The sequence below is a fragment of the Staphylococcus sp. EG-SA-10 genome (assembly GCF_017151945.1).
GTDB lineage: Bacteria > Bacillota > Bacilli > Staphylococcales > Staphylococcaceae > Staphylococcus > Staphylococcus aureus.
The window spans coordinates 1-20740 of record NZ_JACVZJ010000024.1 but is presented as its reverse complement, the minus strand read 5'-3'; the positions used below and the strand labels follow the sequence as shown (position 1 = coordinate 20740).

General features: G+C 33.4%; 12 protein-coding genes. 11 read left to right on the top strand and 1 reads right to left on the bottom strand.

What is annotated here, in order from left to right; genetic code table 11:
- Positions 1-23 precede the first annotated feature (23 nt).
- The 4 genes from IDG45_RS11910 (at position 24) to sasC (ending at position 11108) form a co-directional block, all read left to right on the top strand.
- A complete protein-coding gene (locus IDG45_RS11910; protein WP_001025061.1) occupies positions 24-1205 on the top strand; it encodes an MDR family MFS transporter in 1182 nt (393 codons plus the stop codon).
- A gap of 287 nt (positions 1206-1492) precedes the next feature.
- Positions 1493-3910: a leucine--tRNA ligase gene (gene leuS, locus IDG45_RS11905; protein WP_001807162.1), complete on the top strand. Its 2418-nt coding sequence runs from the start codon at positions 1493-1495 to the stop codon at positions 3908-3910.
- Positions 3911-3931: 21 nt separating this feature from the next.
- Positions 3932-4243 carry a rhodanese-like domain-containing protein gene (locus tag IDG45_RS11900; RefSeq protein WP_000836469.1) on the top strand — a complete coding sequence of 104 codons (312 nt, stop codon included), beginning with the start codon at positions 3932-3934 and terminating at the stop codon, positions 4241-4243.
- 325 nt (positions 4244-4568) lie between these two features.
- Positions 4569-11108, top strand: coding sequence for an LPXTG-anchored aggregation protein SasC (sasC, locus tag IDG45_RS11895; RefSeq protein WP_042908081.1), 6540 nt, complete (start codon positions 4569-4571; stop codon positions 11106-11108).
- A 116-nt stretch (positions 11109-11224) separates the two neighbouring features.
- Here sasC and IDG45_RS11890 read toward each other — a convergent pair whose 3' ends face one another.
- Positions 11225-12493 (bottom strand): BaiN/RdsA family NAD(P)/FAD-dependent oxidoreductase, encoded by a 1269-nt coding sequence (locus IDG45_RS11890; protein WP_031927455.1) that lies wholly within the window; start codon positions 12491-12493, stop codon positions 11225-11227.
- 406 nt (positions 12494-12899) lie between these two features.
- Here IDG45_RS11890 and IDG45_RS11885 point away from each other — a divergent pair, with 406 nt between their 5' ends.
- From IDG45_RS11885 to trmB, 7 genes are all read left to right on the top strand, one after another.
- Positions 12900-14561, top strand: coding sequence for a putative polysaccharide biosynthesis protein (locus IDG45_RS11885; protein ID WP_000004344.1), 1662 nt, complete (start codon positions 12900-12902; stop codon positions 14559-14561).
- A complete protein-coding gene (locus IDG45_RS11880) occupies positions 14558-15253 on the top strand; it encodes a pseudouridine synthase (protein WP_001217117.1) in 696 nt (231 codons plus the stop codon). The genes IDG45_RS11885 and IDG45_RS11880 overlap by 4 nt, the downstream gene beginning before the upstream one ends.
- 16 nt (positions 15254-15269) lie before the next feature.
- Positions 15270-15692, top strand: a complete 423-nt coding sequence (locus IDG45_RS11875; RefSeq protein ID WP_206171634.1) for a YtxH domain-containing protein — start codon at positions 15270-15272, stop codon at positions 15690-15692.
- Positions 15693-16245: 553 nt separating this feature from the next.
- The gene (gene sapep / locus IDG45_RS11870; RefSeq protein WP_054193898.1) at positions 16246-17655 is read left to right on the top strand and encodes an Mn(2+)-dependent dipeptidase Sapep; all 1410 of its coding nucleotides are present in this window, start codon (positions 16246-16248) and stop codon (positions 17653-17655) included.
- Positions 17656-17658: 3 nt separating this feature from the next.
- On the top strand, positions 17659-18507 hold the full coding sequence (gene dat, locus IDG45_RS11865) for a D-amino-acid transaminase (protein WP_000411088.1): 849 nt from the start codon (positions 17659-17661) through the stop codon (positions 18505-18507).
- 550 nt (positions 18508-19057) lie between these two features.
- The gene (locus tag IDG45_RS11860) at positions 19058-19849 is read left to right on the top strand and encodes a phosphotransferase family protein (RefSeq protein WP_000434769.1); all 792 of its coding nucleotides are present in this window, start codon (positions 19058-19060) and stop codon (positions 19847-19849) included.
- A gap of 14 nt (positions 19850-19863) precedes the next feature.
- Complete coding sequence (gene trmB / locus IDG45_RS11855; RefSeq protein ID WP_001266157.1) at positions 19864-20508, top strand: tRNA (guanosine(46)-N7)-methyltransferase TrmB; 645 nt, start codon at positions 19864-19866, stop codon at positions 20506-20508.
- The last annotated feature ends 232 nt before the right edge of the window (positions 20509-20740 follow it).

Here is a 20740-nt window from a genome sequence, read left to right as displayed (position 1 = left end):
AAAAGAGAGAGGAACTATGAAATATGAATATACCTAAATCAGTCTGGTGGCTAGTAATTGGCATGGCGTTAAATATTACTGGTTCCAGTTTTTTGTGGCCTTTAAATACAATTTATATGAAACAAGAACTTGGAAAAAGTTTAACTGTTGCTGGTTTAGTGCTAATGATAAATTCATTTGGCATGGTTATTGGAAACTTATTAGGTGGTTCACTATTTGATAAATTAGGTGGATACAAGACGATTTTAATTGGAACTTTCACTTGTCTTTGTAGTACAACGCTACTTAATTTCTTTCACGGGTGGCCTTGGTATGCTGTATGGCTTGTAATGTTAGGCTTTGGTGGCGGAATGATTATTCCTGCGATATACGCAATGGCTGGAGCAGTGTGGCCGAATGGCGGAAGACAAACGTTTAACGCGATATACTTAGCGCAAAATATTGGTGTTGCTGTCGGCGCTGCAATGGGCGGCTTTGTCGCAGAATTTAGCTTTAACTATATCTTTTTAGCCAATCTTATTATGTATGTTGTGTTTGCACTTGTCGCGGTAACGCAATTTAATATTGAAATTAATGCGAAAGTTAAATATCCAACTCATTTAGATATTACTGGTAAAAAGAATAAAGCAAGATTTATTTCATTAGTACTAATTTGTGCAATGTTTGCAATTTGTTGGGTTGCGTATATTCAATGGGAGTCTACAATCGCATCATTTACACAATCTATTAATATTTCAATGGCACAATATAGTGTTTTATGGACAATTAACGGAATAATGATTTTAGTAGCACAACCATTAATTAAACCGATTCTCTATCTGTTAAAAGGAAACTTAAAGAAGCAAATGTTTGTCGGCATCATCATTTTTATGTTGTCGTTCTTTGTCACGAGCTTTGCCGAAAACTTTACAATATTTGTTGTCGGTATGATTATTTTAACTTTTGGAGAAATGTTTGTATGGCCAGCAGTTCCAACTATAGCTAATCAGTTAGCGCCAGATGGTAAGCAAGGACAGTACCAAGGTTTTGTGAATTCAGCTGCTACAGTAGGAAAAGCATTCGGTCCTTTTCTTGGTGGTGTATTAGTTGATGCTTTTAATATGCGCATGATGTTTATCGGTATGATGCTACTACTTGTATTTGCATTAATATTATTAATGGTTTTCAAGGAGAATAATACGCAACCTAAAAAAATAGATGCATAATGAGTAAATAGAATTAACGTTATAGACTTGAAATAAATGTCGTTATAACATAATATTAATTTGTATAATTTAATTTCGTTTGGAGCTTTTCTACAGAAAGCTAGTGATGCTGAGAGCTAGTGTTAAGGACTAAATGTAAATCGTATTAATTTTAAATTGAATGAATGACATCTCTTACTATTAAAATGAGTGCACAATTTTTGTGAAATAGGGTGGTAACGCGGCAAATGTCGTCCCTATGTAAATAGAATAGTTAGAGGTGTCTTTTTTATTGAATAGGAGGAAATGTGTTGAATTACAACCACAATCAAATTGAAAAGAAATGGCAAGACTATTGGGACGAAAATAAAACATTTAAAACAAATGATAACTTAGGTCAAAAGAAATTTTATGCTTTAGACATGTTTCCATATCCATCAGGTGCTGGTTTACATGTTGGACATCCTGAGGGCTATACAGCAACAGATATCATTTCAAGATATAAGAGAATGCAAGGTTATAATGTATTACATCCGATGGGGTGGGATGCATTCGGATTACCAGCAGAGCAATATGCTTTAGACACTGGCAACGACCCACGTGAATTTACAAAGAAAAATATCCAAACTTTTAAACGACAAATTAAAGAATTAGGGTTCAGTTATGATTGGGATCGTGAAGTTAATACAACAGATCCAGAATACTATAAATGGACACAGTGGATTTTCATACAGTTATATAACAAAGGTTTAGCATACGTTGATGAAGTTGCAGTTAACTGGTGTCCAGCATTAGGCACTGTTTTATCTAATGAAGAAGTGATTGATGGTGTCTCTGAACGTGGTGGACATCCAGTTTATCGTAAGCCGATGAAACAATGGGTACTTAAAATCACAGAATATGCAGATCAATTATTAGCAGATTTAGATGATTTAGATTGGCCTGAGTCTTTAAAAGATATGCAGCGCAATTGGATTGGACGTTCTGAAGGGGCCAAAGTTTCATTTGATGTTGATAATGCGGAAGGAAAAGTAGAAGTATTTACGACTAGACCAGATACAATCTATGGTGCATCATTCTTAGTCTTAAGTCCTGAACATGCATTAGTTAATTCAATTACAACTGATGAATATAAAGAAAAAGTAAAAGCTTATCAAACAGAAGCTTCTAAAAAGTCAGATTTAGAACGTACAGATTTAGCAAAAGATAAATCAGGTGTGTTTACTGGTGCATATGCAATTAATCCTTTATCTGGTGAAAAAGTACAAATTTGGATTGCTGATTATGTATTATCAACATATGGTACTGGAGCAATTATGGCAGTACCAGCGCATGATGACAGAGATTATGAATTTGCTAAAAAGTTTGATTTGCCAATCATTGAAGTCATTGAAGGTGGAAATGTTGAAGAAGCAGCATACACTGGTGAAGGTAAACATATTAATTCTGGTGAACTTGATGGTTTAGAAAATGAAGCGGCAATTACTAAAGCTATTCAATTATTAGAGCAAAAAGGTGCTGGCGAAAAGAAAGTTAATTACAAATTAAGAGATTGGTTATTCAGTCGTCAGCGTTATTGGGGTGAACCAATTCCTGTCATTCATTGGGAAGATGGAACAATGACAACTGTTCCTGAAGAAGAGCTACCATTGTTGTTACCTGAAACAGATGAAATCAAGCCATCAGGGACTGGTGAGTCTCCACTAGCTAATATTGATTCATTTGTAAATGTTGTAGATGAAAAAACGGGTATGAAAGGACGTCGTGAAACAAATACGATGCCACAATGGGCAGGTAGTTGTTGGTATTATTTACGTTACATCGATCCTAAAAATGAAAATATGTTAGCAGATCCCGAAAAATTAAAACATTGGTTACCTGTTGATTTATATATCGGTGGAGTAGAACATGCGGTTCTTCACTTATTATATGCAAGATTTTGGCATAAAGTCCTTTATGATTTGGGTATCGTACCTACTAAAGAACCTTTCCAAAAATTATTTAACCAAGGTATGATTTTAGGAGAAGGTAATGAGAAGATGAGTAAATCTAAAGGAAATGTAATCAATCCTGATGATATAGTACAGTCTCATGGTGCAGATACTTTACGTCTTTACGAAATGTTTATGGGACCTTTAGATGCTGCAATTGCATGGAGTGAAAAAGGATTAGATGGGTCTCGTCGATTCTTAGATCGCGTATGGCGTTTAATGGTAAATGAAGATGGAACATTGAGTTCAAAAATTGTTACTACAAATAATAAATCTTTAGATAAAGTTTATAACCAAACTGTTAAAAAGGTAACAGAAGACTTTGAAACATTAGGATTTAATACTGCTATTAGTCAATTAATGGTATTTATTAATGAGTGTTATAAAGTTGATGAAGTTTATAAACCTTACATTGAAGGTTTCGTTAAAATGTTAGCACCTATTGCACCACATATCGGTGAAGAATTATGGTCAAAATTAGGACATGAAGAGTCTATTACGTACCAACCTTGGCCAACTTATGACGAAGCACTACTTGTAGATGATGAAGTAGAAATCGTTGTTCAAGTTAATGGTAAATTGAGAGCTAAAATTAAAATTGCTAAAGATACATCAAAAGAAGAAATGCAAGAAATTGCCTTATCTAATGACAATGTAAAAGCGAGTATTGAAGGTAAAGACATCATGAAAGTCATCGCTGTTCCTAAAAAATTAGTCAATATTGTAGCTAAATAAAGTTTTAAGGAGGACTTTAAAATGAAGTCAATTACTACAGATGAATTAAAAAACAAACTTTTAGAATCAAACCCAGTTCAAATTGTTGATGTTCGTACTGATGAAGAAACAGCAATGGGATATATTCCTAATGCAAAGTTAATTCCAATGGATACCATTCCAGACAATCTTGACGTATTTAATAAAAATGAAACCTATTATATTGTATGTGCTGGTGGAGTTCGAAGCGCTAAAGTTGTAGAATATTTAGAGGCAAATGGCATTGATGCCGTAAATGTCGAAGGCGGCATGCACGCATGGGGCGATGAAGGTTTGGAAATAAAAAGTATTTAAAGTAGTGACATAATTTGAAATAATATTACATTTGTAATGACACCAAGTAACTTTTCGGTTGCTTGGTGTTTTTTGGTATGAATTGCTTTCTGTTACAAAACAATCTAAAGCGTTCTTGTTATGTTTTATTAAGATTTTAATTACAAAACGGAAACTAAATTGTAATAAAATAAAACGTTATTTTATAAAATGATGATGATAAAATTGAGTGAACTTAAAATATTGTACAAAATAATATAGCTATAAACATAATGTGAGGGAGCGTATATTTTTAGCATAATTCTAAACAACACAGCAGAGAACAGACAACCAGGAGGAAAATGAAATGAATTTGTTAAAGAAAAATAAATATAGTATTAGGAAGTATAAAGTAGGCATATTCTCTACTTTAATCGGAACAGTTTTATTACTTTCAAACCCAAATGGTGCACAAGCCTTAACTACGGATAATAATGTACAAAGCGATACTAATCAAGCAACACCTGTAAATTTACAAGATACAAATGTTGCTAATAATAGAGGTTTAGCAAATAGTGCACAGAATACACCTAATCAATCAACGAATCAAGCATTGGTTAATCATAATAATGGTAGTATAGCAAATCAAGCTACGCCAACATCAGTGCAATCAAGTACGCCTGCGCAAAATAATAATCATTCTGATGCTAATTCAACAGCAACAGAGACAGTGTCAAACGCTAATAATAATGATGTAGTGTCGAATAATACCACATTAAATGTACCAAAAAGAACAAATGAAAATGGTTCAGGAGGACATCTAACTTTAAAGGAAATTCAAGAAGATGTTCGTCATTCTTCAGATAAACCAGAGCTAGTTGCAATTGCTGAACAGGCATCTAATAGACCGAAAAAGAGAAGTAGACGTGCGGCACCGGCAGATCCTAATGCAACTCCAGCAGATCCAGCGGCTGCAGCGGCAGGAAACGGTGGTGCACCAGTTGCAATTACAGCGCCATACACGCCGACAACTGATCCTAATGCCAATAATGCAGGACAAAATGCACCTAACGAAGTGCTGTCTTTTGATGACAATGGTATTAGACCAAGTACCAACCGTTCTGTACCATCAGTAACAGTTGTTGATAATTTACCAGGCTTTACACTTATCAATGGTGGTAAAGTAGGTGTGCTAAGCCATGCGATGGTTAGAACAAGTATGTTTGAGGCTGGGAGCAACAGAACCTATCAGGCACAAGGCAATGTACTTGCATTAGGACGTATAAGCGGGACGGACGCTAGTAATCATGGAGATTTTAATGGTATTGAAAAATCTTTAACAGTAAATCCAAATTCTGAATTAATCTTTGAATTTAATACAATGCCAACTAAAAATGGTCAAGGTGCAACAAATGTCATTATTAAAAATGGTGTTACTAACGATACGATTGCTGAAAAGACTATTGAAGACGGACCAACTTTGCGATTATTCAAAGTGCCAGATAATGTAAATAACCTTAAAATCCAATTTGTGCCTAAAAATGATGCAATTACAGATACACGAGGAATTTATCAACTAAAAGATGGTTACAAATATTATGATTTTGTTGACTCAATCGGTCTTCATTCTGGTTCGCATGTCTATGTTGAAAGACGAACAATGGAACCCACAGCAACGAATAATAAAGAATTTACAGTTACAACATCACTAAAAAATAATGGTAATTCTGGTGCTTCTCTAGATACAGATGAATTTGTTTATAAAATTCAATTACCTGAAGGGGTAGAATATGTTAATAACTCATTGACTAAAGATTTTCCAAGTAACAATTCAGGCGTTGATGTTAATAATATGAATGTCACGTATGATGCGACGAATCGAGTGATAACAATTAAAAGCGCTGGTGGTGGCACAACGAATTCACCGGCACGACTAATGCCTGATAAAATATTGGATTTAAAGTTTAAGTTGCGTGTTAATAATGTACCGACACCAAGAACAGTAACATTTAACGATACATTAACATATAAAACGTATACACAAGATTTTATTAATTCACCTGCTGAAAGTCATACTGTAAGTACAAATCCGTATACAATCGATATCATAATGAATAAAGACGCATTGCAAGGTGAAGTTGATAGACGTATTCAACAAGCTGATTATACATTTGCATCATTAGATATCTTTAATGATCTTAAAAGACGTGCACAAACAATTTTAGCTGAAAATCGTAACAATGTACCATTAAATAAAAGAGTATCTCAAGCAGATATTGATACATTAACTAATCAGATGCAACATACTTTAATTCGAAGTGTTGATGCTGAAAATGCAGTAAACCAAAAAGCTGATCAAATGGAAGATTTAGTTAATCAAAATGATGAACTGACAGATGAAGAAAAACAAGCAGCAATACAAGTTATAGAGGAACATAAAGGCAATATTATTGGTGATATTGGTGATCAAACGACTGATGCTGGCGTTACTAGAATCAAAGATCAAGGTATACAGACCTTAAGTGGGGATACTGCAACACCGGTTGTTAAACCAAATGCTAAAAAAGCAATACGTGATAAAGCAACGAAACAAAGAGCGATTATCAATGCAACACCAGATGCTACTGAAGACGAGATTCAAGATGCAATAAATCAATTAGCTACGGATGAAACAGACGCTATTGATAATGTTACGAATGCTACTACAAATGCTGACGTAGAAACAGCTAAAAATAATGGCATCAATACTATTGGAGCAGTTGTTCCTCAAGTAACTCATAAAAAAGCTGCAAGAGATGCAATTAACCAAGCAACAGCAACGAAAAGACAACAAATAAATAGTAATAGAGAAGCAACTCAGGAAGAGAAAGATGCAGCATTGAACGAATTAACTCAAGCAACCAACCATGCTTTAGAACAAATCAATCAAGCAACAACAAATGCTGATGTTGATAACGCCAAAGGAGATGGTCTAAATGCCATTAATCCAATTGCTCCTGTAACTGTTGTTAAGCAAGCTGCAAGGGATGCCATATCACATGATGCACAACAACATATCGCAGAGATCAATGCTAATCCTGATGCGACTCAAGAAGAAAGACAAGCAGCAATTGACAAAGTGAATGCTGCTGTAACTGCAGCAAACACAAACATTTTAAACGCTAATACCAATGCTAATGTTGAACAAGTGAAGACAAATGCGATTCAAGGAATACAAGCAATTACACCAGCTACAAAAGTAAAAACAGATGCAAAAAATGCCATCGATAAAAGTGCGGAAACGCAACATAATACGATATTTAATAATAATGATGCGACGCTCGAAGAACAACAAGCAGCACAACAATTACTTGATCAAGCTGTAGCCACAGCGAAGCAAAATATTAATGCAGCAGATACGAATCAAGAAGTTGCACAAGCAAAAGATCAGGGCACACAAAATATAGTTGTGATTCAACCGGCAACACAAGTTAAAACGGATGCTCGCAATGCTGTAAATGATAAAGCGCGAGAGGCGATAACAAATATCAATGCTACACCTGGCGCGACTCGAGAAGAGAAACAAGAAGCGATAAATCGTGTCAATACACTTAAAAATAGAGCATTAACTGATATTGGTGTGACGTCTACTACTGCGATGGTCAATAGTATTAGAGACGATGCAGTCAATCAAATCGGCGCAGTTCAACCGCATGTAACGAAGAAACAAACTGCTACAGGTGTATTAAATGATTTAGCAACTGCTAAAAAGCAAGAAATTAATCAAACCACAAATGCAACAACTGAAGAAAAGCAAGTGGCTTTAAATCAAGTGGATCAAGAGTTAGCAACGGCAATTAATAATATAAATCAAGCTGATACAAATGCGGAAGTAGATCAAGCGCAACAATTAGGTACAAAAGCAATTAATGCGATTCAGCCAAATATTGTTAAAAAACCTGCAGCACTAGCACAAATCAATCAGCATTATAATACTAAATTAGCTGAAATCAATGCTACACCAGATGCAACGAATGATGAGAAAAATGCTGCGATTAATACTTTAAATCAAGACAGACAACAAGCTATTGAAAGTATTAAACAAGCTAACACAAATGCGGAAGTAGACCAAGCTGCGACAGTGGCAGAGAATAATATCGATGCTGTTCAAGTTGACGTAGTAAAAAAACAAGCAGCGCGAGATAAAATCACTGCTGAAGTGGCGAAGCGTATTGAAGCGGTTAAACAAACACCTAATGCAACTGATGAAGAAAAGCAGGCTGCTGTTAATCAAATCAATCAACTTAAAGATCAAGCATTTAATCAAATTAATCAAAACCAAACAAATGATCAAGTAGACGCAACTACAAATCAAGCGGTAAATGCTATAGATAATGTTGAAGCCGAAGTAGTAATTAAACCAAAGGCAATTGCAGATATTGAAAAAGCTGTTAAAGAAAAGCAACAGCAAATTGATAATAGTCTTGATTCAACAGATAATGAGAAAGAAGTTGCTTCACAAGCATTAACTAAAGAAAAAGAAAAAGCACTTGCAGCTATTGACCAAGCTCAAACGAACAGTCAGGTGAATCAAGCAGCAACAAATGGTGTATCAGCAATTAAAATTATTCAACCTGAAACTAAAGTTAAACCAGCTGCACGTGAAAAAATCAATCAAAAAGCGAATGAATTACGTGCGAAGATTAATCAGGATAAAGAAGCAACAGCAGAAGAAAGACAAGTAGCACTAGATAAAATCAATGAATTTGTAAATCAAGCCATGACAGATATTACGAATAATAGAACAAATCAACAAGTTGATGATACAACTAGTCAAGCGCTTGATAGCATTGCTTTAGTAACGCCTGAACATATTGTTAGAGCTGGTGCTAGAGATGCAGTTAAGCAACAATATGAAGCTAAAAAGCAAGAAATTGAGCAAGCTGAACATGCGACTGATGAAGAAAAACAAGTTGCTTTAAATCAATTAGCGAATAATGAAAAACTTGCATTACAAAACATCAATCAAGCAGTAACGAATAATGATGTGAAACGTGTTGAAACAAATGGCATTGCTACACTAAAAGGTGTACAACCTCATATTGTAATTAAGCCTGAAGCACAACAAGCAATAAAAGCAAGTGCAGAAAATCAAGTAGAATCAATAAAAGATACACCACATGCAACAGTTGATGAATTAGATGAAGCGAATCAATTAATTAGCGACACACTCAAACAAGCGCAACAAGAAATAGAAAATACAAATCAAGATGCTGCTGTTACTGATGTTAGAAATCAAACAATCAAGGCAATAGAGCAAATAAAACCTAAAGTAAGACGTAAACGAGCAGCGTTGGATAACATTGATGAAAGTAATAATAACCAACTTGATGCAATCCGAAATACGCTAGATACTACGCAAGATGAACGAAATGTTGCTATTGATGCGTTAAATAAAATTGTTAATGCAATTAAAAATGATATTGCACAAAACAAAACGAATGCAGAAGTGGATCAAACTGAGGCTGATGGTAACAACAACATCAAAGTGATTTTACCTAAAGTTCAAGTTAAACCAGCAGCGCGTCAATCTGTCAGCGCAAAAGCTGAAGCTCAAAATGCACTTATTGATCAAAGTGATTTATCTACCGAAGAAGAAAGATTAGCTGCTAAACATTTAGTAGAACAAGCACTTAATCAGGCTATTGATCAGATCAATCATGCAGACAAAACTGCGCAAGTTAATCAAAATAGTATCGATGCTCAAAATATTATTTCAAAAATTAAACCAGCGACAACAGTTAAAGCAACAGCATTACAACAAATTCAAAATATCGCTACAAATAAAATTAATTTAATTAAAGCAAATAACGAAGCGACAGATGAAGAACAAAATACTGCAATTGCACAAGTTGAAAAAGAGTTAATTAAAGCTAAACAACAAATTGCTAGTGCAGTGACTAATGCTGATGTGGCATATTTATTGCATGATGAGAAAAACGAAATTCGTGAAATCGAACCTGTTATTAACAGAAAGGCGTCTGCTCGAGAACAATTGACAACATTATTCAACGATAAAAAACAAGCAATTGAAGCGAATATTCAAGCAACGGTAGAAGAAAGAAATAGTATATTAGCACAGTTACAAAATATTTATGACACTGCTATTGGACAAATTGATCAAGATCGTAGCAATGCACAAGTTGATAAAACAGCATCATTAAATCTACAAACAATACATGATTTAGATGTACATCCTATTAAAAAGCCAGATGCTGAAAAAACGATTAATGATAATCTTGCACGCGTCACTGCTTTAGTGCAAAATTATCGAAAAGTAAGTGATCGTAATAAGGCTGATGCATTAAAAGCTATAACTGCTTTAAAATTACAAATGGATGAAGAATTAAAAACAGCACGCACTAATGCTGATGTTGATGCAGTTTTAAAACGATTTAATGTTGCATTAGGCGATATAGAAGCAGTAATTACTGAAAAAGAAAATAGCTTACTGCGCATTGATAACATTGCTCAACAAACATATGCGAAATTTAAAGCGATCGCAACACCAGAACAATTAGCTAAAGTAAAAGCATTAATTGATCAATATGTTGCAGATGGCAATAGAATGATTGATGAAGATGCGACATTAAATGATATCAAACAACATACGCAATTCATTGTTGATGAAATTTTAGCAATTAAATTACCAGCTGAAGCGACGAAAGTATCACCAAAAGTAATTCAGTCAGCTCCAAAAGTTTGTACGCCTATTAAAAAAGAAGAGACACATGAATCGCGCAAAGTTGAAAAAGAACTTCCAAATACAGGTTCTGAAGGAATGGATTTACCATTGAAAGAATTTGCACTGATTACAGGTGCAGCTTTGTTAGCTAGAAGACGTACTAAAAACGAAAAAGAATCATAATTAACGAAATGACCTTAATATAACGACACTTTTTAGTGACTCAGTTATATTAAGGTCATTTTTAATTGAATGAAAAAGTTGATCTACAAAAGAGAATCGAACCAAATTTTATACTATTATTCCATTGATGCATGTGAGTAATGACCGGCATATAATCCAGCGACATGTCCTGTTACGAGTGCACTTGTAATATTATAACCACCAGTATAACCATGTATATCTAATACTTCACCACATAAAAATAATCCCGGAACTAATTTAGACATCATTGTTTTAGGTTGAATTTCTTTAAGTGACACACCACCACCTGTGACAAATGCCTTATCTATAGGTAATGTCCCGTTTACCTTAAATTCAAACCCTTTAAACATATTTACTAAGTCGTTCAATTGTTGATTTGATAAGTGATGTGATGTGGTATTTTCATCGATTCCAGCTTGTTCCAGCATGAACAGTAAATAGCGCTCTTCAATTAGTCCATGCAAGCTGTTTTTTATGATTTTATCTGGTGTGTCCGATAATAATGATGTGATGTGTTGTTTTAATTGTTCATGGTTTAATTCAGGAAATGCATCGATTGCCATAGAAATATGCTGTGTCTTTTGATTTTTTTGTTCTTTATAAACAAACTGACTACATCTTAATGTAGCTGGACCACTGATACCAAAATGAGTAAATAACATATCCATTTGATGACTGATGCGTTTTTTACCATTTTTCTTAAGTACTGACAATTCAACATCTTTTAAACTTAAACCTTTTAGACGATTTGATTTGATGAAAGGTTCAGCTGATGTAATTGGAACTTCGGTCGGGAATAACTCTGTAATGGTATGACCTAAATCTTGTGCGAACTTATAACCATCACCAGTTGAACCTGTTTGAGGGACACTTGTACCACCTGTAGCAATCACAAGTGAATGACTTACATATCTGCTGCTTTGAGTATGTACAGTGAAAGTTTGGTCTGTATTAACTTCGATTCTACTAACAGCTTCTTCTTCTTTAATCGTTACATGTTGGCGTTCGATAGTTGTCACTAATGTATCAACCACGTCTTGTGCTTTGTTGGAGACTGGAAACATACGCCCGTGATCTTCTTCTTTTAATTTAACACCTCTAGACTCAAAAAAATCTATGATGGATTCATTATCAAAAATTGAAAAGGGACTATATAAAAATTTCCCATTTCCAGGAATGTTCTTAATAATTTCAGCATATGGTAATCGATTAGTTACGTTACATCTACCGCCACCAGATATTTTGAGTTTACGACCTAGACCTTTCTTTTTTTCAATGAGTAACACATTGTTACTTTGTTCGCTTGCAGCTACTGCCGCCATTAAGCCGCTAGGTCCGCCTCCGATAATAATTGTTTGATACATATACGCTTCCTCCAAATTTGTTACTGGACATTCAATTGCTATTTTATAGTACTTTTTTAAACTTTGCTATATCTCTTATGTTATGAGATGACAATTATGTTGAATATATTTATAATGTGAACTTCATAAAAATTGAAGATGTATGTGTATGATAAGAATGATTTTTCTACTGTTATGCGATGTTCATCTCAAATAGTAGTATAATGTTCATATGAAATTTCGTAATATTCTAATCAAAATCGAGTATTCAATGACAATGCGTTGATAATTTTGTTATGATAATTCATTGAATATACGACAATGAAATAAAGTTTTGTGATATATTCATAATAATGAAAAATGATTTTACAGAGAAATAGCTTTTAGTTTACAAAACTTTAATAAACATGAGATAGGGAGATTCGTAATGAGTGAAAGTAAAGAAATGGTGCGTGGAACCTTTTTAATTACCATTAGTATATTAATTACCAAGGTATTGGGCGTACTTTTTATCATTCCATTCAACTATTTAATTGGTGGACAAGAAAATATGGCGCCGTTCACATACGCTTATGCACCATATAATATTGCAATTGCAGTTGCGACAGCAGGTGTACCTTTAGCAGCTTCGAAATATGTTGCGAAATACAATGCTATTGGGGCATATAAAGTCAGTCAGAAATTTTATAAATCGAGTTTTATTGTAATGAGCATTACCGGTGTTTTAGGTTTCTTGGTACTGTATTTCCTAGCACCTTATATTTCTGAATTAACATTAGCTAGAAACGTTCATGATAAAAACGGTTGGTCAGTCGATGATATTACTTGGATTATAAGAATCATTAGTATGGTTGTTATCTTTATTCCTGTATTAGCGACATGGAGGGGTATATTCCAAGGTTATAAATCTATGGGGCCAACAGCGGTGTCAGAAGTAACTGAGCAAATTGCACGCGTGATTTTCATATTAATCGGAAGTTATTTAGTACTTAATGTCTTTGATGGTTCTATTTTATTAGCCAATGGTATTGCTACTTTTGCAGCAGCAGTTGGTGCGATTATTGGTATATTCACACTCTGGTATTACTGGAGAAAGCGTAAGCATAATATTGATCGTATGGTCGAATCTGATTACACAGATATAGATGTGTCATATGGCAAGATGTATAAAGAAATTATTGCTTATAGTATTCCGTTCGTTATTGTAAGTTTGAATTATCCATTATTTAACTTAGTAGATCAATTTACACATAACGGTGCTTTATCTTTAGTTGGTATACCTTCACAGTTACAAGATATATTCTTTAATATGCTAAATATGTCAACTAATAAAATTGTAATGATTCCGACATCATTAAGTGCTGGCTTTGCAGTAAGTTTAATTCCTTATATTACAAAAACATTTGCAGAAGGTCGCTTACATGAAATGCATCATCAAATTAGAACATCTATTGGTGTATTAATGTTTATAACTGTTCCAGCTAGTATTGGAATTATGGCCTTGGCACAACCATTATTCACAGTTTTCTATGGTTACGATCCAATTGTATTAGGTCATGACCCTAACCATGATGGTAGTCGCTTATTATTCTATTATGCGCCTGTAGCAATACTAATTTCACTATTAAGTGTAACGGCATCAATGTTACAAGGTATAGATAAACAGAAATTAACAGTTTATGTTATTTTAGCTTCTGTAGTTATCAAGTTAGCGTTAAACTATCCATTAATTATGTTATTCCATACACCTGGTGCAATTTTAAGTACTAGTATCGCATTATTATTTGCAATTGGATGTAATTTCTATATTCTTAAAAAATATGCGAAGTTTAAATTCAGCTATAGTTGGATTCATTTTGCAAAAATATTCTTGTATTCATTTATTATGATGCTAGGTGTAGAATTAGTATTCTTCCTTGCAAATCTATTTTTAGAACCTACTAAACTGGGTTACTTAATCATTATTATTTTAGGTGTTACAGTAGGTATTCTAATTTACGGTACAATCACAATTAAAACGCGTCTTGCGGACGAATTTTTAGGTGAAATTCCTGAAAAATTAAGACGTAGAGTTAGGTTTTTACGATGAGAATAGATAAATTTTTAGCAAATATGGGCGTCGGTACACGTAATGAGGTCAAACAGTTACTTAAAAAAGGCCTTGTAAATGTCAACGAACAAGTAATTAAATCACCAAAAACACATATAGAACCAGAAAACGATAAGATATCAGTTCGTGGAGAATTAATAGAATACGTTGAAAATGTCTATATTATGTTAAATAAGCCAAAAGGTTATATATCGGCAACTGAAGATCATCATTCAAAAACCGTTATTGATTTAATACCTGAATACCAACATCTAAATATTTTTCCGGTTGGTCGTCTTGATAAAGATACAGAAGGGCTTTTATTGATAACGAATGATGGTGATTTTAATCATGAATTAATGAGTCCAAACAAACATGTTTCTAAAAAATATGAAGTTATTTCAGCAAATCCTATCACTGAAGACGACATTCAAGCTTTTAAAGAAGGTGTAACACTGTCTGATGGCAAGGTTAAGCCTGCAATATTAACTTATATTGATAATCAAACGTCGCACGTAACAATTTATGAAGGAAAATATCATCAAGTTAAACGAATGTTTCATAGCATTCAAAATGAGGTATTACATTTAAGACGTATCAAAATTGCTGATTTAGAATTGGACAGCAATTTAGATTCAGGAGAATATCGTTTATTAACTGAAAATGATTTTGACAAATTAAATTATAAATAAAAGGGAGACGATTGATATGGCAAAAGGTAATTTATTTAAAGCGATTTTAGGTTTAGGTGGCGCTGTAGCAGCTGTACTTGTTACACGTAAAGATAGTCGTGACAAGCTGAAAGCAGAATATAATAAATATAAACAAGATCCTCAAAGCTATAAAGATAATGCTAAGGATAAAGCGACGCAATTAGGAACAATTGCAAATGAAACAATTAAAGAAGTAAAAACAAATCCGAAAGAATATGCTAATAGATTAAAAAATAATCCAAAAGCATTTTTCGAAGAAGAAAAATCAAAATTTACCGAATTTGACAATAAGACTGACGAAAGTATTGAAAAAGGTAAATTTGATGATGAAGGTGGCGCAGCACCAAATAATAATTTACGTATCGTCACTGAAGAAGATTTAAAAAAGAATAAAAATGCATTATCTGATAAAGAATAAGATGTGAGCAGGACAGAAATGATAAAGAACCACTATGATTTATTATATAGTGGTTCTTTATCGTTAGTCATAGCTAATATGCATATAGAAAGAAGAATACATGAGTGAAACTCATGCATAAGAAATACTAATATCTAAAGAAAGCGTATTTCTTTATCTTTTCGAAATTCTCTATGTTGGGTCCCGCCAACTTTCACATTATTGAAAGCTGACTATTGGCCAGCTTGTGTGTTGGGTCCCGCCAACTTGTACATTATTGAAAGTTGACTATTGGCCAGCTTGTGTGTTGGGTCCCCAGGGCGCATTTTCGTTCAGTTAATTACTGTCAATATTAAATTGTGTGCCTAGCACATTGATTTATTTCTCGAGCTCTTGAATACGTGTATTTTAAATATATAAATTAAAAAAGGAACAAAGCAGCTATTAATGATTTGTGTCATATCGATAGCATCGTTTTGTTCCTTTTTATTATTTTCTGACATCTTATTGTAGTTTTTATATCATTTCATGTAAAATAGAGTTTAACTTATAGAAAAAAGGAAGTCGATTTCGAATGTGGAAAGAAAAAGTTCAACAATACGAAGATCAAATCATTAATGACTTAAAAGGATTATTAGCAATTGAAAGTGTGAGAGATGATGCAAAAGCATCAGAAGACGCACCAGTTGGTCCAGGTCCTCGTAAGGCATTAGACTACATGTATGAAATTGCACATAGAGATGGATTTACAACACATGATGTGGATCATATTGCAGGAAGAATTGAAGCAGGTAAAGGAAATGACGTGTTAGGTATCTTATGTCATGTTGACGTTGTTCCTGCTGGTGATGGATGGGATAGTAATCCGTTTGAGCCGGTTGTAACAGAAGATGCTATCATAGCTAGAGGTACACTTGATGACAAAGGTCCAACAATTGCTGCTTATTATGCAATTAAGATATTAGAAGATATGAATGTGGATTGGAAGAAACGTATTCATATGATTATTGGTACGGATGAAGAATCTGATTGGAAATGTACGGATCGCTATTTTAAAACAGAAGAAATGCCAACATTAGGTTTTGCACCAGATGCAGAATTTCCGTGTATTCATGGTGAAAAAGGCATTACAACATTTGACTTAGTTCAAAATAAACTTACTGAAGATCAAGATGAACCTGATTATGAATTAATAACTTTTAAATCTGGTGAACGTTACAACATGGTGCCTGATCATGCAGAAGCAAGAGTGCTTGTTAAAGAAAATATGACAGATGTTATTCAAGACTTTGAGTACTTTTTAGAACAAAATCATTTACAAGGTGATAATACTGTTGATAGTGGCATTCTAGTTTTAACAGTTGAAGGTAAAGCGGTTCATGGTATGGATCCATCTATCGGTGTGAATGCGGGTCTTTACTTACTAAAATTCTTAGCATCATTAAATCTTGATAATAATGCACAAGCGTTTGTAGCATTTAGTAATCGCTATTTATTTAATTCAGATTTTGGTGAAAAGATGGGAATGAAATTCCATACAGATGTCATGGGTGATGTGACAACTAATATTGGTGTTATTACATATGATAATGAAAATGCGGGTCTTTTCGGTATCAACTTACGCTACCCAGAAGGATTTGAATTTGAAAAAGCTATGGATCGTTTTGCAAATGAGATTCAACAATATGGCTTTGAAATGAAATTAGGTAAAGTCCAACCACCACATTATGTTGATAAAAATGATCCTTTTGTACAAAAGTTAGTTACTGCATATAGAAATCAAACAAATGATATGACTGAACCTTATACTATAGGTGGCGGTACTTATGCGAGAAACTTAGACAAGGGTGTAGCATTTGGCGCAATGTTTAGTGATTCTGAAGATTTAATGCATCAGAAAAATGAATATATCACTAAAAAACAGTTATTTAACGCAACTAGTATTTACTTAGAAGCAATTTATTCATTATGCGTGGAGGAATAATATATGGAAAAAATTTTTTTAAATGGTGAGTTTGTAAGTCCAAGTGAAGCAAAGGTTTCATACAACGACAGAGGATACGTATTTGGCGATGGTATTTATGAATACATTCGAGTATATAATGGTAAGTTATTTACAGTAACAGAACATTATGAAAGATTTTTACGTAGTGCCAATGAGATTGGTTTAGATTTAAATTATTCTGTAGAAGAATTAATTGAACTATCTCGTAAATTAGTTGATATGAATCAAATTGAAACTGGGGCAATTTATATTCAAGCAACGCGTGGTGTAGCTGAAAGAAATCATAGCTTCCCGACACCTGAAGTAGAACCAGCAATTGTTGCTTATACAAAGAGTTATGATCGTCCTTATGATCATTTAGAAAATGGTGTGAATGGTGTTACCGTTGAAGATATCCGATGGTTACGTTGCGACATTAAAAGCTTGAACTTATTAGGAAATGTATTAGCAAAAGAATATGCTGTAAAATACAATGCAGTTGAAGCAATTCAACATCGAGGCGAAACTGTAACTGAAGGATCTTCAAGTAATGCTTATGCAATTAAAGACGGTGTGATTTATACACATCCGATTAACAACTATATTCTTAATGGTATTACACGAATTGTAATTAAAAAAATTGCCAAAGACTATAATATCCCATTTAAAGAAGAAACGTTTACTGTAGATTTCTTGAAAAACGCAGATGAAGTTATTGTTTCAAGTACTTCAGCTGAGGTTACACCTGTTATTAAATTAGATGGTGAACCAGTTAATGATGGTAAAGTTGGCCCAATTACGCGTCAACTACAAGAAGGATTTGAAAAGTATATAGAGTCACACAGTATTTAAAATTCTTTCATCATATTTTTAGATTAAATTACTTAAATTTATCAACTTTCGTAAGTGAATTATGTTATAATTTAAAACGAAGCTTAAAAGTGTTGTTTAGAAAACACATATTAGTAAAAAGTGCCATTTTGTTTCTCATTTTCAGTTGAAATATAATGATAAAAATTATAAAATTTTCTATGAGTTACAAATATGATGTGCATCATATTTTACTAAGTACGTAAATGTTACAGTTCATAAATTTATGCTAACCATGAAAATGGGATAGCAATTATTTTGAAAACTAGAGTTTATCGCCTACAAAAGTTACAAAAACATGTAGTTTTAGACACGGTAACATTTTATGTCAAGTAAGTGACTATAGAATGTATGGTGTCAATGACAGACATTACGATTTAAATTTAGTCGTGTAATGTAGGCATTGGTTGAGGATTTAAAATAATTATCTGGACATAAAATTTGTACCAGTATGGTGTTATAAATTAGAATATATGGCTCTTGAAAAACCTATTTCTAGAGCCATTTTCTAATTGAAAGTGAGGTGGACGAGTTGGAGCAGTTTTATCAATTAGGGTGGACACTTGATTCTGCAGGTGGTGCATCTGGTGAAGCATATATGGCTGAACAAGATGGACAAAAGTTGTTTTTAAAACGAAATTCAAATCCATTTATTGCGGCATTATCAGCAGAAGGTATTGTGCCCAAATTAGTATGGACGAAACGCATAGAAACAGGCGAGGTTGTTACAGCACAACATTGGAAAAATGGCCGTGAACTATCTTCAAATGAAATGAAGCAAACAAGAGTTGCACATTTATTAAAGAAGATACACAATTCTAGACCTTTATTAAGTATGTTAAAGCGTATGGAAATGGAACCCATTACTCCTGAGATTATGCTTAATAAAATTAATGCCTCTTTATCAAGAGAAGTATTAACACATCATATTGTGAGAAAATCATTAACTTATTTGGAAGAGCATATGCCGAGTTTAGATTCACGTTTTTTCACAGTTGTACATGGTGATGTGAATCATAATAATTGGTTATTATCTGATCGTGATGAACTATTTTTAGTAGATTGGGAAGGCGCAATGATTGCAGACCCAGCAATTGACATCGGAATGCTGCTTTACAACTATGTTCCACAACAACAATGGTCTGAATGGCTTGAAACATATGGTGTTCAAGAGAGCTTGAATTTAAATAAACGTATGAAATGGTATACGGTAATTCAATCTATAGGTCTTGTGCAATGGTATGAAGAGCAAAAAAGATATAAGGATATGAACACTTGGCTTAAATTCCTAAATGAAGTTATGAATAGTAACATGTTTATTTAAGAGGAGAATAAAATATGAGAGTTCGATACAAACCATGGGCTGAAGATTATTTAAAAGATCATCCTGAATTGGTTGACATGGACGGTCAACATGCAGGGAAAATGACTGAATGGTTTGATAAAACGCAACCGATACACATTGAAATTGGTTCGGGAATGGGGCAGTTTATTACAACATTAGCTGCTCAAAATCCTCATATTAACTATATTTCAATGGAACGTGAGAAAAGTATCGTTTATAAAGTATTGGATAAAGTTAAAGAGATGGGTTTAACAAATTTAAAGATTATTTGTAATGATGCCATTGAATTAAATGAATATTTTAAAGACGGCGAAGTTTCGCGTATTTATTTGAACTTTTCAGATCCATGGCCAAAAAATCGTCATGCAAAACGACGTTTAACGTATCATACGTTTTTAGCGTTGTATCAACAAATCTTAAATGATGAAGGAGATTTACATTTTAAAACTGATAACAGAGGACTATTTGCCTACAGTTTAGAAAGTATGTCTCAATTTGGAATGTATTTTACAAAAATAAATCTAAATTTACATCAAGAAGACGATGGCAGTAATATTTTAACAGAATATGAAAAGAAATTTTCGGATAAAGGGTCACGTATTTATCGTATGGAAGCGAAATTCCATTCACAAAAATAAAACACTTATGAGGGTATGTATACATACAATCATAAGTGTTTTTTCGTACTATAATGGTTCTATAGAAAAATGGGTCTATAATAAATCGGACTGATGGAAAAAGTATTTGAACTGCACCCAGTCTAGTAGACAATTAAATAATTAAAATTAATGGTTGGTTTTGTTGTTATACAGAATCAGCCATTTTTAATGTAATTCTTTCATGATTAAAGAAAAGAATAAAATCATGAAT

What these genes read in the sequence shown, in the direction of transcription:
- IDG45_RS11885 (WP_000004344.1), top strand. Translation starts at nt 12,900, where the DNA reads ATGAGTGAAAGTAAAGAAATGGTGCGTGGAACCTTTTTAATTACCATT.
- IDG45_RS11890 (WP_031927455.1), bottom strand. Translation starts at nt 12,493, where the DNA reads ATGTATCAAACAATTATTATCGGAGGCGGACCTAGCGGCTTAATGGCG.
- trmB (WP_001266157.1), top strand. Translation starts at nt 19,864, where the DNA reads ATGAGAGTTCGATACAAACCATGGGCTGAAGATTATTTAAAAGATCAT.
- sapep (WP_054193898.1), top strand. Translation starts at nt 16,246, where the DNA reads ATGTGGAAAGAAAAAGTTCAACAATACGAAGATCAAATCATTAATGAC.
- IDG45_RS11900 (WP_000836469.1), top strand. Translation starts at nt 3,932, where the DNA reads ATGAAGTCAATTACTACAGATGAATTAAAAAACAAACTTTTAGAATCA.
- sasC (WP_042908081.1), top strand. Translation starts at nt 4,569, where the DNA reads ATGAATTTGTTAAAGAAAAATAAATATAGTATTAGGAAGTATAAAGTA.
- dat (WP_000411088.1), top strand. Translation starts at nt 17,659, where the DNA reads ATGGAAAAAATTTTTTTAAATGGTGAGTTTGTAAGTCCAAGTGAAGCA.
- IDG45_RS11880 (WP_001217117.1), top strand. Translation starts at nt 14,558, where the DNA reads ATGAGAATAGATAAATTTTTAGCAAATATGGGCGTCGGTACACGTAAT.
- IDG45_RS11875 (WP_206171634.1), top strand. Translation starts at nt 15,270, where the DNA reads ATGGCAAAAGGTAATTTATTTAAAGCGATTTTAGGTTTAGGTGGCGCT.
- IDG45_RS11910 (WP_001025061.1), top strand. Translation starts at nt 24, where the DNA reads ATGAATATACCTAAATCAGTCTGGTGGCTAGTAATTGGCATGGCGTTA.